We start from the raw sequence: 18,517 nt of genomic DNA, 5'->3' as shown, positions 1-18,517 counted from the left end.
TGGGCCTTATTTATCCCGATCCACCGCGAACGCCGACCAGGCCTGGCGGCTCGGCATGATTTCCAGGCGGTTGATGTTGATGTGCGCCGGCAGGGTGGCGACGTAGAAGATCTGTTCGGCGATGTCCTCGGCACTCAGCGGCGTGGTGGTGTTGTACAGCGCGTCGGAGGCCGCCTGGTTGCCCTTGGTGCGGACCAGGGTGAACTCGGTCTCGGCCATGCCCGGCGCGATGTCGGTGACGCGCACGCCGGTGCTGATCAGGTCGCAGCGCAGGTTGAAGCTGAACTGTTTGACGAACGCCTTGCTCGCGCCATACACGTGGCCGCCCGGATAAGGCCATTCGCCCGCCACCGAGCCGATGTTGATGATGCTGGTGCCCTTGCCGGTCTCCAGCAGCAGCGGCAGCACCGCGTGGGTGACGTTGACCAGGCCGGTGATGTTGGTGTCGATCATGGTGTGCCAGTCCTTCAGGTCGACCTTCTGCGCCGCTTCCGGGGCCAGGGCCAGGCCGGCGTTGTTGAGCAGCACGGTGACCTTGCGGAAATCTTCCGGCAGGGCGTCGACCATCTGTTGCACGGCGCTGGCGTCGCGCACGTCGAGGGTGGCGATGTGCACCGGGACCTTGGCGGCCAGCTCGTCACGCAGCGCTTGCAGGCGATCGCTGCGACGGCCGGAAAGCACCAGCGACCAGCCGGCCTCGGCGAAGCGGCGGGCGGCGGCGCGGCCGAAGCCGGAGGTGGCGCCAGTGATGAAAACCACGTTGCTCATGGGGTGTCCTCTTCAGGTTCAGGAATGGAGGGCGGAAGGGTTGGCCGATCCGTTGCGCAGGGTTCGACGATCCTGAGTCGAGGCCAATGCCGTAGCCAGCTCTTGTCCTCGATGCGTCGTTTGAAAGCTTCAGGTTTGCGGCGTACCGGGTTGAGCGTCAGCCGGCCGGCCAGCAGGCTATCGATGCCCAGCGGCGCGATCAGTTCGAGTCGATCATCGGCCAGCAGGCGCACGCCGATGGCGGTCTCCACTTCGACCCAGTGGCGCATGGCATCGGCACTGTCGACATAAGGCGCATCGGTGTTGCGCAGGTGCATGCGCGCCTGGTTCTTCACCGACCAGGGCTGGCCGGTGGCCTCGTGCAACTGCCGTTCGAGCGCCAGGTCGCGCCCGGCGTCGGTTTCGTCCGGGTCGAAGAAGATCAGGTCGAGGTCGTTCAGCGGCGTGGTGAGCGGGTAGTCGTGCAGCCTGTCCCAGCACAGGTTGCGCACGAACCCGGCGGCCAGGCACCAGTCCGGCAGCGCCAGTTCGCGGGCGGCGCGCAGGGCGGCCAGGCGCATGGCGTCCTCGCGCAACCAGCGCAGGATGTCCTGCTCAGTCGGCACGGCGATGACGCCAGGCGGCGCCGGCGGAATACAGGCTCAGCAGGATCAGCCCCAGGGTGACGCCCAGCCACCACAGCAGGTACAGGCCGTAGTAGGGCGGCGCGTGCATCGCGCCCAGCACGCCGCCGTAGGCGACGAACAGGGCCAGCAGCGCGGCACACAGGGCGCGGCCCCAGGAGCGGCGGTATGAATGAGTACGCAGGATCATCGCCAGGATCGCGCACTGGAGCAGCGCGCCGCAGGCACTGCCGAGCACTTCCTTGGCCGGGTAGGGCGGCACCACGCCTTCGGGCAGGCTGCGCATCAGCCAGTAGTCGGGCTGCAGGCCGCCCCAGGCGATCATGCCGATGCCGATCAGGGTTACGAGGGGCAGAGCGAAACGCCGCAGGTCGATCACCGCATGGCTCCAGGAACGAAACAGAAGGCGGATTATGCGGGAAAAATCGGCAAGGCGTCCGCTCAGAACCTGTTCACGATCTCGCGAGCTAGAGTAAAACAGGGGCGAAAGTGGCCGAGGAAGCAGAGTTTACGAGTTGTAAATGAGCATTCCGAGGTCGCTTTCAACCTTGTTTGGCCGACGCGCAGCAGATCGTGAACAGGTTCTCAGATCGCCACCAAGCCTTGCACGCCTTCGCTCGCCATGTTCTCGCCCTTGCCGCGCTGGATGATTTCGCCACGGCTCATCACCAGGTAGCTGTCGGCCAGCTCGGCAGCGAAGTCGTAGAACTGCTCGACCAGCAGGATGGCCATGTCGCCGCGCTCGGCGAGTGTGCGGATGACCACACCGATCTCCTTGATCACCGAGGGCTGGATGCCCTCGGTGGGTTCGTCGAGGATCAGCAGGCGCGGGTTGCTGGCCAGGGCGCGACCGATGGCCAGTTGTTGCTGCTGGCCGCCGGACAGGTCGCCGCCCCGGCGCTGCTTCATCTCCAGCAGTACCGGGAACAGTTCGTAGATGAACGCGGGTACTTCCCTGGCCTGGCGGCCGGGAAAGCGCGACAGGCCCATCAGCAGGTTTTCTTCCACGCTCAGCCGTGGAAAAATCTCGCGCCCCTGCGGCACGTAGGCGATACCGGCGTGCACGCGCTGGTGCGGCTTGTAGCCGGTGATGGCGCGGCCTTCCCATTCGACCTTGCCTTCCTTGGCCGGAATCAGGCCCATCAGGCATTTGAGCAGGGTGGTCTTGCCCACCCCGTTGCGACCGAGCAGGCAGGTGACTTCCCCGACCCTGGCCTCGAACGACAGGCCGCGCAGGATGTGGCTGCCGCCGTAGTATTGATGCAGTTTTTCGACTTGCAGCATGGCTTTCCCCTCAGCGCCCCAGATAAACCTCGATCACCCGCTCGTTCGCCTGCACCTGCTCCAGCGAACCTTCGGCGAGCACGCTGCCCTGGTGCAGCACGGTGACGTGGTCGGCGATGCTGCCGACGAAGCCCATGTCGTGCTCGACCACCATCAGCGAGTGCTTGCGCGCGAGGGACTTGAACAGTTCGGCGGTGAACTCGGTCTCGGCATCGGTCATGCCCGCCACCGGCTCGTCGAGCAGCAGCAATTGCGGGTCCTGCACCAGCAACATGCCGATCTCCAGGAACTGCTTCTGGCCGTGGGACAGCAGGCCGGCGAGGCGATGACGCGAGCCGTCCAGCTTGATCGTGGTGAGCACGTCGTCGATGCGCTCGCGCTGCTGGCCGGACAAGCGGGCACGCAGGCTGGCCCACACCGATTTGTCGGTCTTCAGCGCCAGCTCCAGGTTCTCGAACACGCTCAGCGCCTCGAACACCGTGGGTTTCTGGAATTTGCGGCCGATGCCGGCCTGGGCGATCTGCACTTCGCTCATGCCCGTGAGGTCGAGGGTTTCGCCGAAGAACGCCTTGCCGCTGGTGGGCCGTGTCTTGCCGGTGATCACGTCCATCATGGTGGTCTTGCCGGCGCCGTTGGGGCCGATGATGCAGCGCAGTTCGCCGACGCCGATGTACAGGTTCAGGTCGGTCAACGCCTTGAAACCGTCGAAGGCGACGTTGATGTCCTCCAGGGTCAGGATGGTGCCGTGGCGCACGTCCAGGCCTTTGCCGGCGGCGCTGCCGAGGCCGACTGCGTCGCGACTGGCGCCGGCATCCCGGCTGGGGTCGTAGGCGGGTTCGAGCATGAGTTCGGGAACCGGGCTGGCGGGCATCATTGCTCTCCTTTTTTCTTGATCAGATCGATCACGCCACGCGGCAGATACAGGGTGACGACGATGAACAGCGCGCCGAGGAAGAACAGCCAGTACTCGGGGAAGGCCACGGTGAACCAGCTCTTCATGCCATTCACCACGCCGGCGCCGAGCAACGGGCCGATCAGCGTGCCGCGTCCGCCGAGGGCGACCCACACGGCGGCCTCGATGGAGTTGGTCGGCGACATCTCGCTGGGGTTGATGATGCCGACCTGGGGCACGTACAGCGCGCCAGCCAGGCCACACAGCACCGCCGACAACACCCAGATGAACAGCTTGAAACCGCGTGGGTCGTAGCCGCAGAACATCAGGCGGTTCTCGGCGTCGCGCAGGGCGGTCAGCACCCGGCCGAACTTGCTCTGGGCCAGGCGCCAGCCCAGGTACAGGCTGCCGGCCAGGAGCAGGACGGTGCACAGGAACAGCACCGCGCGAGTGCCCGGCGCGGCGACGCCGTGGCCGAGGATGGTGGTGAAACCGGTGAAGCCGTTGTTGCCGCCGAAGCCGGTCTCGTTGCGGAAGAACAGCAGCATGCCGGCGAAGGTCAGGGCCTGGGTCATGATCGAGAAGTACACGCCCTTGATCCGCGAGCGGAAGGCGAAGAAACCGAACACCAGCGCCAGCAGGCCGGGCACCAGCACCACCAGGCACAACGCCCAGAGGAAACTCGATGTGCCGTACCAGTACCAGGGCAGCTCGTTCCAGGCCAGGAAACTCATGAACGCCGGCAAGCCATCAGCGGCGCTCTGGCGCATCAGGTACATGCCCATGGCGTAGCCGCCGAGGGCGAAGAACAGGCCATGGCCGAGCGACAGCATGCCGGCGTAGCCCCAGACCAGATCGAGGGCCAGGGCGACGATGGCGTAGCAGAGAATCTTGCCGACCAGGGTCAGGCCGTAGGCCGAGACGTGCAGGGCGTGGTCCGCCGGCAGCAGGTGCAGCAACGGCATGCTCAGCAGCACGAGGAACACGCCTGCGATGACCGCGCCGGTGGTCTTGGTCCCGGCCTTCTGCGCCAGGGTCACGCTGAGGGGCTGGTTCATGGGCGATTTCCCCGATGGATGGCAACGTTACGGGTGGTGGACAGGTTCAATCGATCACCCTCCCTTTCAAGGCGAACAGGCCCTGCGGACGTTTCTGGATGAACAGGATGATCAGCGCGAGGATCAGGATCTTGCCCAGCACGGCGCCGATCTGCGGCTCCAGCAGCTTGTTGGCGATACCCAGGCCGGAGGCGGCGAATACGCTGCCGGCGAGTTGGCCGACGCCGCCCAGGACCACCACCAGGAACGAATCGATGATGTAGCCCTGGCCGAGGTCCGGGCCGACGTTGCCGATCTGCGACAGGGCCACGCCGCCGAGGCCGGCTATCCCTGAGCCGAGGCCGAAGGCGAGCATGTCCACGCGGCCGGTGGGCACGCCGCAGCAGGCCGCCATGTTGCGGTTCTGGGTGACCGCCCGCACGTTGAGGCCCAGGCGCGTCTTGTTCAGCAGCAGCCAGGTCAGCGCGACGACGAACAGGGCGAAGCCGATGATGACGATGCGGTTGTATGGCAGCACCAGATTCGGCAGCACCTGGATACCGCCGGACAGCCAGGCCGGGTTGGCCACTTCGACGTTCTGCGCGCCGAACACCACACGTACCAGTTGGATCAGCATCAGGCTGATGCCCCAGGTCGCCAGCAGGGTTTCCAGCGGGCGGCCATAGAGGTGGCGGATCACCGTGCGTTCCAGGGCCATGCCGATGGCGGCGGTGACGCAGAAGGCCACGGGCAGGGCGACCAGCGGATAGATCGCCAGCCACTCGGGCGCCAGGCGCTGGACCGTCACCTGCACCACATAGGTGGTGTAGGCGCCGAGCATGAGCATTTCGCCGTGGGCCATGTTGATCACCCCGAGCAGGCCGAAGGTGATCGCCAGGCCGAGGGCGGCGAGCAGCAGGATCGATCCCAGGGACAGACCGCTGAAGGCCTGGCCGAGCACTTCGCCGACCAGCAGGCGGCGCTCCACTTGCTTGAGGCTGGTTTGCGCCGCGGTGCGTACGCTGGCATCGCTTTCCAAACCGTCGGCCAGCAGGCCTTCCAGGCGGGTACGGGCTTGCGGCTCGCCGGTTTCACCGAGCAGGCGCACGGCGTTCAGGCGCACTGCCGGATCGGGGTCGACCAGTTGCAGGTTGGCCAGGGCCAGAGACAACGCGTCGTGCACGCCCGCATCGTCTTCGGCGAGCAGGCGCGCATTGAGCAGTTCCAGCTGTGCCGGCTTGGCGCTTTTCTGCAATTGCCGGGCGGCGGCCAGGCGTATGGCGGGCTCTTGACTCAGCAATTGATGACTGGCCTGAGCGGCGCCGATCAGCCCGCGCAGGCGGTTGTTCAGGGGCAATTTTTTCGGCGGGGAAGCGGGTTGTGCATCGCCACCCTCGGCGGGTTGCCAAGCGTTGTCGAGCTGGATGAACGGGGCTTTGTCGCTGTCGCTGGCCAGGCGCCCCTGTTGCAGTGCGTCGATCAATGCCAGGCGAGCGCTATCGGGATGGGCGGCCCAGTTTTCCAGCAGGGCGGCCTGCTTGGCGGGGTTGGCCGCCACGAAATCCGCCGCATCACCGGCGTGGGCATTGAGTGCCAGGAGTGTGAGCAGCAGAAGAGGAATGGAGCAAAGGCGGATCAGGACAGATGGCATGGGAGTGTCCTTGTCGATGACGCTGAATGGCGGGAGCAAAGTGGCGCAGGCGCTACAACTACCACCCCGTCATTCCCGCGAAGGCGGGACAGCGGCCCCATCGCTGAACAGCGCTTGCGCTGGCCCGAAGGGGAATAGTCCAGAAACGCCAAGACGTAAGCCGTCAGCGCATTTGGGTCCCCGCCTTCGCGAGGACGACGGGGGGGGAGGTGGGTGGCATTCATGGACGCATCCTTATGGCTGGCGGCGAACGCAGAGCACCAAGCAGACGCAGGCGCCACAACGCCCACCTCGTCATTCCCGCGAAGGCGGGACAGCGGCTCCATCGCTGAACAGCGCTTGCGCTGGCCCGAAGAGGAATAATCCAGAAACGCCAAGACGTAAGCCGTCAGCGCATTTGGGTCCCCGCCTGCGCGAGGACGACGGGGGTTGAGGTGGGTGGTATTCATGGACGCATCCTTATGGCTGGCGGTGAACGCAGAGCGCCAAGCAGACGCAGGCGCCACAACGCCCACTCCGTCATTCCCGCGAAGGCGGGACAGCGGCCCCATCGCTGAACAGCGCTTGCGCTGGCCCGAAGGGGAATAATCCAGAAACGCCAAGACGTAAGCCGTCAGCGCATTTGGGTCCCCGCCTTCGCGAGGACGACGGGGGTTGAGGTGTGTGGCATTCATGGACGCATCCTTATGGCTGGCGGTGAACGCAGAGCGCCAAGCAGACGCAGGCGCCACAACGCCCACCTCGTCATTCCCGCGAAGGCGGGAACCCAGAAACGCGAGGCCATAAGTCGCCTGAGCATCTGGGTCCCCGCCTGCGCGAGGACGACGGGGGGTGAGGTGGGTGGCATTCATGGACGCATCCTTATGGCTGGCGGCGAACGCAGAGCGCCAAGCAGACGCAGGCACCACAACGCCCACCCCGTCATTCCCGCGCAGGCGGGAACCCAGAAACGCGAGGCCATAAGTCGCCTGAGCATCTGGGCCCTCGCCTGCGCGGGGACGACGGTTCAAGAGCGATGAGCGCCTGCTTCCTCTCAGTTCGACTTCACCGCATGGTCCGGCTTCTTGTCGTTACCCGGGATGTACGGGCTCCACGGCTGGGCGCGGATCGGGCCTTCGGTCTGCCAGACCACGCTGAACTGGCCGTCTTCCTGGACTTCGCCGATCATCACCGGCTTGTGCAGGTGGTGGTTGCTCTTGTCCATGGTCAGGGTGTAGCCGCTCGGTGCGGCGAAGGTCTGCCCGGCCATGGCCTCGCGGACCTTGTCGACGTCGGTGCTGCCGGCTTTCTCCACGGCCTGGGCCCACATGTGGATACCGACGTAGGTGGCCTCCATCGGGTCGTTGGTCACCACGGTGTCGGCGTTCGGTAGCTTCCTGGCCTTGGCGTAGGCCTTCCAGTCGGCGACGAACTTCTCGTTGACCGGGTTATCCACCGACTGGAAGTAGTTCCAGGCGGCCAGTTGACCGACCAGCGGCTTGGTGTCGATGCCGCGCAGTTCTTCCTCGCCCACCGAGAACGCCACCACCGGAATCTCCGTGGCCTCGATGCCCTGGTTGGCCAGTTCCTTGTAGAACGGCACGTTGGAGTCGCCGTTGACGGTGGAGACCACGGCGGTCTTGCCGCCGGCGGAGAATTTCTTGATGTTGGCGACGATGGTCTGGTAGTCGCTGTGGCCGAACGGCGTGTAGACCTCTTCGATGTCCTTGTCGGCCACGCCCTTGCTGTGCAGGAAGGCGCGCAGGATCTTGTTGGTGGTGCGCGGGTAGACGTAGTCGGTGCCGAGCAGGAAGAAGCGCTTGGCGCCGCCGCCGTCCTCGCTCATCAGGTACTCGACCGCCGGGATCGCCTGCTGGTTCGGCGCGGCGCCGGTGTAGAACACGTTCGGCGACAGCTCTTCGCCTTCGTACTGCACCGGGTAGAACAGCAGGCCGTTGAGTTCCTCGTAGACCGGCAGCACCGACTTGCGCGACACCGAGGTCCAGCAGCCGAAGGTCACGGCGACCTTGTCCTGGGTCAGCAACTGACGGCCCTTCTCGGCGAACAGCGGCCAGTTGGACGCCGGGTCGACCACCACCGGTTCCAGCTGCTTGCCGAGCACGCCGCCCTTGGCGTTGATCTCGTCGATGGTCATCAGCGCCATGTCCTTGAGCGAGGTCTCGGAAATGGCCATGGTGCCGGACAGCGAATGCAGGATGCCGACCTTGATGGTCTCGGCGGCGTGGAGGGTCCAGCTCATTCCCATCGCGGCGATGGAAGCGGAGAGGGTAAAGGCCTTGATCAGGCTGCGACGTTGCATAGGGCGATCTCCATTCACGAACGATTTTTAGTGTTGGCAGTTGCTCAAGGACATCACGTCACCCTTGCGCCGGCACGGCCCGCTGGCGGGCGCTGTGCAGCATGTGCAGGGTGATCTTGCGCACTTCGGCCTTGCTGATCTCGATGTGGGTCTTCAGCAATAGCTGTGCTTCTTCGCAGCGGTGCGAGAGGATCGCACCGAGGATTCGGGCATGTTCTTCGTAGGTGATCTGCACCCGTGGCGTCTGGGTGAAATCCAGGCGGCGGATGATGCGGATCTTCTCGCTGACCTCGGCGTGCAGGCGGGCCATCTCATGATTGCCGCCGGCGGCGACCAACTGGCAGTGGAAGGCTTCGTCGAGGCGCGAGACTTCGCGTCCGTCCTGGATACGCTCATCAACTGGCACCAGCCAGATCGCTTGCAGCCTCGCCAGTTCTGGCGGATGGTTGCCGGCCGGCAGTTCGCAAAGGCGGCGTACCGCTTCCAGCTCGAGGAGGATGCGTACTTCGTACAGTTCCTCGAAATGGGTGAAGTCGAACGGCCGTACCTGCCAGCCGCTGCGGAAATACACTTCCAGGTAACCTTCGCGTTCCAGGCGGTACAGCGCCTGGCGCACCGGCGTGCGGCTGACGTCCATGCGCGTGGCGATCTCGCCTTCGGAGAAGCGGTCGCCCGGCAGCAGGCGGAATTCGAAAATGTCGTCCTTGAGTTGGGCATAGATGCGTTCGGCCAGGTTCTCCGGGCGCTCCTTGCCACGCTTTTGTGGGTCGACCAATTGCATCTCAGGCAGCCTCTTCGGTGGTCAGCAGGATCAACGCATCGCCGGGCGACACGGCCTTGCCCGGCTGGCAGCGTACCGCCTTGACGATACCGGCCACCGGCGCGGTGACCGCCAGTTCCATCTTCATCGCCTCGACCACCAGCAACGGCGTGCCGGCCTCGACGCGCTGGCCGGGCTCGACCAGCACTTTCCACACGCTGCCGCACATGTCGGCGCTGACCAGGTGACCGTCGAGGTCGGCATCATCGTCCTCGGTGCTGGCTAGGGGCTGTGCGGCGCTCGGATCGTCGTCGCGCCACAGTTCCACCTCGGCGTTGAACGCGGCCTTCTGCCGGGCCTGGAAGGCGGCGATGTCGTCGGCGTTGTCGGCCAGGAAGCGCTTGTATTCGGCGAAGTCGAATTCGCTGTGGTCGATGCGCACCTCGGCGCGGCCTTCGCGGAATGCTTCGCGCAGTTCATCCAGCTCGGCCTCGCTGACCGGGTAGAACTTCACCTGGTCGAAGAAGTGCAGCAGCCAGGGCTGGCCATTGGCGAACTGGGCGTTCTTCACGAACGTGTTCCAGATCGGCAGGGTACGGCCCACCAGTTGATAGCCACCGGGCGAGTCCATGCCGTAGATGCACATGTACATGCCGCCGATGCCCACCGTGCCTTCGGCGGTGTAGGTGCGCGCCGGGTTGTACTTGGAGCTGAGCAGGCGATGGCGCGGGTCCAGCGGCACGGCGCAGGGCGCGTCGAGGTAGACGTCGCCGAGGCCGAGAATCAGGTAGCTGGCATCGAACAGGATGTCGCGCACCTGCTCGCGGCTGGCCAGGCCGTTGGTGCGCTGCATGAAGTCGACGTTGTTCGGCAGCCACGGCGCTTCGCTGCGCACGGTTTCGCGGTAGCGGGTCACCGCGCCGAGGGTGGCGCTGTCTTCGAAGGCCATTGGCAGGTGGACGATACGGGTCGGCACCTTGAGGTTGGCGACGTCACCGAGCTGCATTTCCAGGCGCAGCAGGTGATCGAGCAGCGCCTGCTGTTGCAGCACGCGGCTGTCGTAGCGCAGTTGCAGGGAACGCACGCCGGGGGCGAGTTCCTCCAGGCCGCGCAGCGGTTCGGCTTTCAGCGCTTCCATCAGCAGGTGCACGCGCAGGCGCAGGGCCAGGTCGAGCACGTTGTCGCCGTATTCCATGAGGATGTAGGCATCGCCGGCCTGGCGGTAGACCACCCGTGGCCGGCTGCCGTCGGCGGGCAACTCGGCCAGGACCGTGGCCGACACCGTGCTCGACGCTTGCAGGCTCGGCGCCGGCAGGCTCACCGCGCTGATCGCCGCCAGGGCTTCGAGGCTGCCCAACTGTGCCTGCTCCAGGCTCTGCGCCTGCTGGAAACCGATGGGGTGGAAGCGCAACTTGTCGCCGGGTTTGACCTGGCCGACTTTCCACAGCTCGGCCTTGGCGATGGTCACCGGGCAGACGAAGCCGCCCAGGCTCGGGCCGTCCTTGGTCAGGATCACCGGGAAGTCGCCGGTGAAGTTGATCGCGCCGATGGCGTATTCGCAGTCATGTACGTTGGACGGATGCAGGCCGGCTTCGCCGCCGTCGGCGCGGGTCCAGCTCGGCTTGGGACCGGACAGGCGTACGCCGAGGCGGTTGGAGTTGTAGTGCACTTCCCATTCGGCGGCGAAGAATTCCTCGATGGCCTCGGGCGTGAAAAAGTCCGGCGCACCGTGTGGGCCATAGAGCACGCCGATGTTCCAGGTGTTGCCGTAGCAGGGGATCAGGCTCGGATGCGCGGCCTGGGGCGGCGACACCGGTGCCGGAGTGGTGCAGGCCGGCAGCGCGGGTTGCGAGATGGCCAGCATGTCGGCCGGGCGCAGGGTTCTGCCGGCATGGCCGCCGAACTGGCCGAGGGCGAAAGTCGAGCGGCTGCCGAGGTACAACGGCACGTCGAAGCCGTTGCGCACCGCCAGGTAGGTGCGGCAACCGCTGAGCGCACGACCGAGCTTGAGCACCTGGCCGGCCTTGACCGCGATCGGCTGCCAGTAGGCGACGCTTTCGCCATCGAGCGTGGCCGGGCAATCGGCGCCGGTCAGGGCGATCAGTGCGTCGCAGTGAAAACGCAGGGTCGGGCCTTGCAGGGTGAATTCCAGGCCGGCGGCATCGGCGTGGTTGCCGACGATGCGGTTGGCCAGGCGGAAGGCGAAATCGTCCATCGGCCCCGACGGCGGCACGCCGATGTCCCAGTAGCCGAGGCGGCCGGGGTAGTCCTGCACGCTGGAGTAGGTGCCGGGTTCCAGCACTTCGATGACGCTGGCGCTGAAGGCGAAGCTGTCGAGCAGGCGCGTCCACACCGCGCCCTCGGCGAAGCGTTCGTCGGCGACCACTTGGCGCAGGTAATCGAGGTTGCTGGCGATGCCATGCAGGCGGGTTTCGCTCAGCGCCGCGCGCATCCTGGCGATGGCTTCGTCGCGGCTGGCGTCGTGCACGATCAGCTTGGCGATCATCGGGTCGTAGAACGCCGAGACTTCGCTGCCGGTACTGACCCAGCCGTCGACGCGCACGTTGTCGGGGAAGTAAACGTCGGTGAGTACGCCGGGGCTGGGCTGGAAGTTCTTCAACGGGTCTTCGGCGTAGATGCGTACTTCGATGGCGGCGCCGTGAGGCGCGCGTTTCAGGGCGGCCCAGTCCAGCGCATCGCCGGCGGCTACGCGCAGCATGCATTCGATCAGATCGAGGCCGGTGACCATTTCGGTGACCGGGTGCTCGACCTGCAGGCGGGTGTTCACTTCGAGGAAGTAGAAGTCATCGCGGGCGGCGTCGTAGATGAACTCCACGGTGCCGGCGCTGCGGTAGCCGACCGACTCGCCGAGTTGCACGGCGGCGGCATGCAGGCGTTCGCGAGTGGCCTGCGGCAGGTTCGGCGCCGGGGTTTCCTCGACCACTTTCTGGTTGCGCCGTTGTAGCGAGCAATCGCGTTCGCCCAGGGCGGCGACGTTGCCTTGGCCGTCACCGAAAATCTGCACCTCGACATGCCGCGCCTGATCGACGAAGCGTTCGAGAAACACCCCGGCATCGCTGAAGAACTGTTCGCCCATGCGCTTGACGCTGTCGTAGGCGCTGACCAGTGCGTCGGCGTCGGCGCAGCGGGTCAGACCGATACCGCCGCCGCCGGCGGTGGTCTTGAGCATCACCGGGTAGCCGATGTTTTCGGCGGCGGCGAGGGCTTCTTCCAGGCTTTGCAGCAGACCGGTGCCGGGCGCCATCGGCACCTGGGCTTCGGCGGCCAGTTCACGGGCGCGGTGCTTGAGGCCGAACTCGCGAATCTGCGTGCCGCTGGGGCCGACGAAGGCGATGCCGGCGGCTTCGCAGGCATCGGCGAACTCGGCGCTTTCCGAGAGGAAGCCGTAGCCGGGATAGATCGCCTGGGCCCCGGTTTGCTGGGCGGCGGCGAGAATCTTGTCAACCCGCAGGTAGCTGTCGGCCGGTTTGTCGCCGCCCAATGCGATGGCGACGTCGGCATCACGCACGTGCTGGGCATTGCGGTCGGCATCGGAGTACACCGCCACGCTCTTCACGCCCAGGCGCTTGAGGGTACGAATCGCACGGACGGCGATCTCGCCACGGTTGGCGATCAAAACGGTATGGAACACGGTCGATTCCTCTTCGTAGGGTGAAAAACCGCGAAGCGTTTTCCACCCGCTATTCGTTAGTGGATGGCTTCGGCCATCCACCCTACGGTTCAGTGCTTGGCTGATTGCTGGCTGGCGATAAAGGCGCGCCAACCGCCGAAACTGGTGATATCGCGGGCGCCATCCAGTGCGTAGGGCTCGCAGATGAAGCCTTTCACCCAACGGCCGTCGGCCAGTTGCACGTTGCCGATGCCCAACGGCGGCGGAATCTCGGCGACGAATTCGCCAAAGCGCGCCTGGGGCACGTCCCACAGCTCGACGATGATTTCCGCGCCGCTGCCGGTGTCGCGTGCCAGGCCTGGTTTCGGCGGTACGGTGCCGGGCAGGGCATAGAGGCGATAGGCCGGTGCGGTGACGGTCTGCTCGACCAGCACGGCATCGCGGGTGAGCAACTGGAAGTTCAGCGGCATGCCGCTGAGGTGCGCGCCGACCACGGCGACGCGCACGCTGCCCGGCGCCTGCCTGGCCGGCGCTTGAGCCGGCAGCGCACGACCGGTCGCACCCAGCGGCAAGGCCAGGGCCTGCTGCCAGCGCTGGCCGAGCGCGGCCAGGGCATGGTCGTGCCAGGCGGGTGCGATCAGTGTGATCCCAGCGGGCAAGCCGTCTGCGCGAAAACCTGCCGGCAGCGCCAGGGCGCAGAGATCGGCGAGGTTGGTGAAGTTGGTGTAGGTGCCGAACTGGCTGTTGAACAGCACGGGCTCTTCAGCCATTTCGGCGAGGGTGCGGATGGTCGGCGAGGTCGGCACCACCAGGGCATCGAAACCGGCGAGGGCATCGTTGATCCGGCGCGACAGCTCGGCCCGGATGTACTCGGCCTTGTAGGCATCGCAGGCGCTGTATTTCAGACCATTCTCGACGATGCCGCGCACCACCGGGTTGATGTGTGCAGGATCGACGCCCTCGACGGCGACCGTGCGCTCGGCGACCCAGGGGCCGTAGTAGAGCTGCTCGGCCAGTTGCTGGAACGGCGTGAAGTCGATGCTTTCGATCTCGGCACCCAGTTCGCGCAGCGTGCTCAGCGCCGCCTCGTATACCGCCTGGTTCTGCGTGTCGCCAAAGAACTCGGTGCTCGCCGGCACCGCCAGGCGCGGTTTGGCCGGCATGCCGACCTTGGCGCTGTTGGGGTTCTGGCGGCTGTAGGCATCGCTGGCATCGTAGCCACCGGCGATCTGCGCCACGCTCAGGGCATCGGCCACGGTCAGGGCGAATACGGAGATGCAATCGACGGTGCGGCAGGCCGGCACCAGGCCGGTATTCGGCAGCCAGCCTTTGGTTGGCTTGAGCCCGACGAGGTTGTTGAAGCCGGCAGGCACGCGACCCGAACCGGCGGTGTCGGTGCCCAGGGCGAACGCCGCCAGCCCACGCGCGGCGACGCTGGCCGAGCCGGAGCTGGAACCGCCGCTGACATACTCGGCGTTGAAGCTGTTGGGCACGGCGCCGTAGGGCGAGCGCGTGCCGACCAGGCCGGTGGCGAACTGGTCGAGGTTGGTCTTGCCGATCAATACCGCACCGGCAGCCTTGAGGCGTGCGACGACGCTGGCGTCGGCCTTGGCCACGTGGGCGAACTCGGGGCAGGCCGCGGTGGTCGGCCAGCCAGCGGCGTCGATATTGTCCTTGATCGCGAAGGGGATGCCGTACAGCGGTAGCTTGCTGAAGTCGCCCTCGACCGCCGCCAGGTTACTGGCAAGAGCGTCGAGCTGGGTTTGCAACTGCTCGGTGCTGGCGATGCTGATCCAGGCGGGGTCGTCTTTCGACAGGCTGGCCAGCAGTTCGAAAAGGATGTCGCTGGTCAGTTGCCCGCTGCGGTAGGCGCTCTGCCATTCGCCAAGGGTCCAGCCAAGTTCGAGCGAGGACATCGTCTTAAATCCCTTCTTGTATCCAAGTTGGTGTTCTGGATTGCAGAAGGTGTGCCAGATATATATCTGTATGATTTTAAATGGTTTTATTTTTATTTATGCGCGTGAGCGTACGCCGGCGGCCCTGTTTTGGGGCTCGCTGCACTCGTGTGGTGCCCTGATTTTCAGGCCGGCAGCAGGTAGCCGCGAACGCCGGTGAAGATGATTTGCGCAGCCAGGGCGCAGACGAACAGGCCCATCAGGCGGCTGACGATCTGCAGGCCGCGCTCACCGAGCAGGTGCTCGAACCCATGGGAAAGGAACAGCACTAAGCCGACGGTGGCGCTGGCCAGGGCGATGGCGGCCACGGCCAGCAGCTTGTCATTCCAGTGCGGTTGGCTGACGCCCATCACCAGCAGGGCGCCGATGGTGCCAGGGCCGACCGTGAGGGGAATGGTCAGTGGGACGATGGTGACGTCCTGGTTGGGGTTGTCGGCCTGCACCGTCGGTTTGCCCTGGGCCATGCCGAGGGCGGAGATGAACAGCACGCTGCCCGCGCCGATGCGGAAGGCGTCGGCGGTGATGCCGAACACATCGAAGATGCCTTGGCCGAACAGGTAGAGCAGCACACTGGCGACCAAGGTGCCGAACGCCACTTTCCAGGCCAGGCGCTTGCGTTCTTTCTGGGTGTAGCCAGTCGTCAGGCCTATGAAGCAGGACAACACGAAGAACGGGCTGTAGAGCACGAGGATTTTCAGGTACAGGCTGAAGAGTGTGGCAGTCATGGCTCAGGAGGGTAGCGCGTCGTGCTGGTCATCGTTGGCCTTCTTCTGTGCCCAGCGCGCGATCAGTTCGCGCAGTTGCGACATTTCCACCGGCTTGGCCATGTGCCCGTCCATGCCGGCCTGGCGCGCGCGCTCCTTGTGTTCGGCAAGGATATGCGCGGTAAGCGCCACCACTGGCGTGCGCGGGCGCTGCTCGCGAGCCTCCCAGGCGCGCAGCTCCGCGGTGGCGCTGAAACCGTCGAGCACCGGCATCTCGCAATCCATCAGGACCAGGTCGTAGTGCTGGGTCTGCATGGCATGCAGCGCTTCCTCGCCGTTGCTGGCGGTATCGGGCTGCAGGTTGAGCTTGCTCAGCATGCCGCGAATGACCTTGGTGGAAATGCTGTTGTCTTCAGCCACCAGGATGCGGAAGTCGCTGGGTAGCGACAGACCGGGCACTTCAGCCTGGAACGCGGCGGGCGTGCCATTGCTGCGCTGATTGAGTTCGTCGGCGAGGGTGGTCTTGAGCGTATAGCCCGCCACCGGCTTGGCCAGGATGCGCTTGATCCCGGCGTTACGGGCGATGATCTTGCTCGGCGCGCTGCTGATGCCGGTGAGCATGATCAGCAGAATATCGTGGTTGAGGCTGGGGTCGGCCTTGATCTTGGCGGCCAGTTGCATGCCGGTCATGCCGGGCATTTCCTGATCCAGCAGGACCACGTCGAAAAACTCGCGCAGATGCGCCTTGGTCCGCAGCAGGGCCAGGGCCTCCTTGCCCGATGGCACGGCGCTGACCTGCAGGCCCCAGGCCGTGCACTGCTGGCTGAGAACCTTGCGGCACGTCTCGTTGTCGTCGACCACCAGCAGGCGCGCGCCCTGCAACGGGCCGTCGAGGTCGGCGCTGGGCTGCTCCAGGCGTTCGCCATCCAGGGGCAGGGTCATCCACAGTGTGCTGCCCTGTACATCACCGATCTGGATGCCGAACTCACCGCTCATCAGGCGCACCAACTGGCGCGCGATGATCAGGCCCAGGCGCCCGCCATGGCGGCTGGAGGAGAGGAAGTCAGCGCTGTGCAGCTCAGTGTTGAGCAGCGCGTGGCGTTCCTCGGCTTCCAGCGGCCGCCCGCTGTCCTGCACGGCGATGCGCAGGCGCGGCGGGGTGCCGGCGGTGGCGGCCTCGATGGCCACTACCAGCAGAATCTCGCCTTCGCTGGTCTGCCGGAAGGCATTGTCGAGCAGGCTCATCAATACCTGGCGCAGACGCGCCGGATCGCCGCCGATGACCCTCGGTACCTGGGGCTGGATGAAACCGATCAGTTCGACCTTCTGCTGCTCCGCCTTGGCCCTGAAGATTTCCAGGCAGTCGTCGACCAGGCCATTGAGGTCGAACTGCACGTCGTCCAGTTCGATCTGGCCGGATTCCAGCTTGGAAACGTCGAGGATCTCGTTGATCAGGTTGAGCAGCTCGTTGCCGGCGTTGTGGATGGTCTGCGCATAGTCGCGCTGCTTGGCCGACAGCGGCGTACCGAGGAGCAGTTCGGTCATGCCCAGCACGCCGTTCATGGGCGTGCGGATTTCATGGCTGATCTTCGCCAGGAATTCGGCCTTGGCCTTTAGCTCGGCATCATTGGCCGCTTCGCGGGTGCGTCGCAGCAGGGTGTCGCGCTGGATCTGCCGCTGGCGCTCGGTCAGGGCGATGCTCAGGATCAGGCCGCAACACATGGCGAAGGAAAACACGCCGAGAACCAGCCAGCCGGGGTTGAGCTGGTCGAAGCCGAACAGCACCGGCAGGAACCAGAAGAAACCGAAGTTGAAGATCACCAGGCCGGTGACCACCAGGCGTGCCGGCTTGTAGCCGCGGCGCCAGTGAACGAAGGCCACCAGGGGGATGCTCAGGGCGGTGAGCACCACCAGCAGGTAGACCAGCCAACTGTGCCAGAACAGGCCGGTGAACAGGAACAGGCTGGCCACGATGCCGATGGCCAGTAACTGCGCCTGCAGCACCCAGCGCAGGCGGCTGTGCTGCGCCGGCGTGTTGTTGAAGAACGTCAGGGTGAAGGCCAGGGCGCTGAGCGCGGTGGCCAGGGCCGAGAGGTCGGCGATCAGTGACTGGTTGTAGCTCAGTTGCGGCACCCACACCGCCAGCAGGCCGACGTTGCAGGTGGCACACAAGGCCAGCGAGCCGTGCATCGCCGCCAGCCACAGGTGACTGGCGGTCAGCGAGTAGGCCATGCGCAGCAGGTTGAACAGCATCAGCAGCAGCAAGCCGCCGAGCAGGGCGCCGAACAGGTAGGCCGGGCGCTCCTGGGTGACCAGGCCGTGCTCGTCGATGGCATCGAACCAGAGCATCAGCGCATGGTTGGAGGTCATGCGGATATAGGCTTCGCGCGGCATGCCGTCGTTGGGTTGGGAAAACAGATAGGCCCGCGAGGGCAGCGGCCGGCTTTCCATGGGCATGGCTTCGCCGGTCTGCAGTTGCTGCTCCAGATGGCCATCGTTGAGCAGGTAGTAATCCAGGTGCTGCACCCGTGGGGCGAACAGCCACAGCCAGTGCGGGGTCTGGTAGGCCGGCACCTGGATGCGCAGCCAGATCGCCTGGGGCGATGCGGGGAAGGTCACGGCGCGTTTGTCGAGGGGCTGGAAGCGGTCGTCCTGGCGCCGCACGGTGGCGAAGTCGAGCTGGGCGCTGGGGTCGATGAGGATCGCCCAGCCTGCCTTGCCGGGCTTCTGCCCGATGCTGTCCTCGGCCTGTGCTGCAAAGCCGAGGCCCAGCAGCAGGCTGACGATAAGTCCAGTGGCGATCCAGAGCCGTCTCACGGGCGAAATCCCTTCGGTAGTGAACTGGGGCTGCCGAACACGGCAGACCCCTGGATTATAGCTATGGCAGATAGAGAAAAGGCAGCCATGAAGGCT

13 protein-coding genes are annotated in these 18,517 nt (G+C 65.6%); all 13 read right to left on the bottom strand.

What is annotated here, in order from left to right:
• Nucleotides 1-6: 6 nt before the first annotated feature.
• Nucleotides 7-768: an SDR family NAD(P)-dependent oxidoreductase gene (locus tag ACSZPK_RS12275; RefSeq protein ID WP_437881743.1), complete on the bottom strand. Its 762-nt coding sequence runs from the start codon at nt 766-768 to the stop codon at nt 7-9.
• Nucleotides 765-1,373 (bottom strand): nucleotidyltransferase family protein, encoded by a 609-nt coding sequence (locus tag ACSZPK_RS12270; RefSeq protein WP_437881742.1) that lies wholly within the window; start codon nt 1,371-1,373, stop codon nt 765-767. The genes ACSZPK_RS12275 and ACSZPK_RS12270 overlap by 4 nt, the downstream gene beginning before the upstream one ends.
• Nucleotides 1,363-1,770 carry a hypothetical protein gene (locus ACSZPK_RS12265; protein ID WP_437881741.1) on the bottom strand — a complete coding sequence of 136 codons (408 nt, stop codon included), beginning with the start codon at nt 1,768-1,770 and terminating at the stop codon, nt 1,363-1,365. The genes ACSZPK_RS12270 and ACSZPK_RS12265 overlap by 11 nt, the downstream gene beginning before the upstream one ends.
• A gap of 206 nt (nt 1,771-1,976) precedes the next feature.
• On the bottom strand, nt 1,977-2,675 hold the full coding sequence (gene urtE / locus ACSZPK_RS12260; RefSeq protein WP_437881740.1) for an urea ABC transporter ATP-binding subunit UrtE: 699 nt from the start codon (nt 2,673-2,675) through the stop codon (nt 1,977-1,979).
• A 10-nt stretch (nt 2,676-2,685) separates the two neighbouring features.
• Nucleotides 2,686-3,546, bottom strand: coding sequence for an urea ABC transporter ATP-binding protein UrtD (gene urtD, locus ACSZPK_RS12255; RefSeq protein ID WP_437881739.1), 861 nt, complete (start codon nt 3,544-3,546; stop codon nt 2,686-2,688).
• Nucleotides 3,546-4,625 carry an urea ABC transporter permease subunit UrtC gene (gene urtC, locus ACSZPK_RS12250; protein ID WP_437881738.1) on the bottom strand — a complete coding sequence of 360 codons (1,080 nt, stop codon included), beginning with the start codon at nt 4,623-4,625 and terminating at the stop codon, nt 3,546-3,548. Before urtC ends, urtD begins: the two co-directional genes overlap by 1 nt.
• Before the next feature lie 46 nt (nt 4,626-4,671).
• Nucleotides 4,672-6,255 carry an urea ABC transporter permease subunit UrtB gene (gene urtB / locus ACSZPK_RS12245; protein ID WP_437881737.1) on the bottom strand — a complete coding sequence of 528 codons (1,584 nt, stop codon included), beginning with the start codon at nt 6,253-6,255 and terminating at the stop codon, nt 4,672-4,674.
• A gap of 1,033 nt (nt 6,256-7,288) precedes the next feature.
• On the bottom strand, nt 7,289-8,554 hold the full coding sequence (gene urtA, locus ACSZPK_RS12240; RefSeq protein ID WP_437881736.1) for an urea ABC transporter substrate-binding protein: 1,266 nt from the start codon (nt 8,552-8,554) through the stop codon (nt 7,289-7,291).
• 58 nt (nt 8,555-8,612) lie between these two features.
• Entirely contained in the window at nt 8,613-9,335 is a 723-nt protein-coding gene (locus ACSZPK_RS12235) for a GntR family transcriptional regulator (protein WP_437881735.1), read from the bottom strand.
• Between the two features lies 1 nt (nt 9,336).
• Nucleotides 9,337-12,966: an urea carboxylase gene (uca, locus tag ACSZPK_RS12230; protein WP_437881734.1), complete on the bottom strand. Its 3,630-nt coding sequence runs from the start codon at nt 12,964-12,966 to the stop codon at nt 9,337-9,339.
• An 89-nt stretch (nt 12,967-13,055) separates the two neighbouring features.
• A complete protein-coding gene (gene atzF, locus ACSZPK_RS12225; RefSeq protein ID WP_437881733.1) occupies nt 13,056-14,861 on the bottom strand; it encodes an allophanate hydrolase in 1,806 nt (601 codons plus the stop codon).
• 164 nt (nt 14,862-15,025) lie between these two features.
• A complete protein-coding gene (locus tag ACSZPK_RS12220) occupies nt 15,026-15,625 on the bottom strand; it encodes a MarC family protein (RefSeq protein WP_437881732.1) in 600 nt (199 codons plus the stop codon).
• Nucleotides 15,626-15,628: 3 nt separating this feature from the next.
• Complete coding sequence (locus ACSZPK_RS12215; protein ID WP_437881731.1) at nt 15,629-18,421, bottom strand: response regulator; 2,793 nt, start codon at nt 18,419-18,421, stop codon at nt 15,629-15,631.
• Nucleotides 18,422-18,517: the final 96 nt, after the last annotated feature.

The organism is Pseudomonas sp. LRF_L74 (genome assembly GCF_965644255.1).
In the GTDB taxonomy this organism is placed as follows: Bacteria; Pseudomonadota; Gammaproteobacteria; order Pseudomonadales; family Pseudomonadaceae; genus Aquipseudomonas.
The sequence above is the reverse complement of the archived record's forward strand: the minus strand, read 5'-3'. Positions and strand labels throughout refer to the sequence as shown.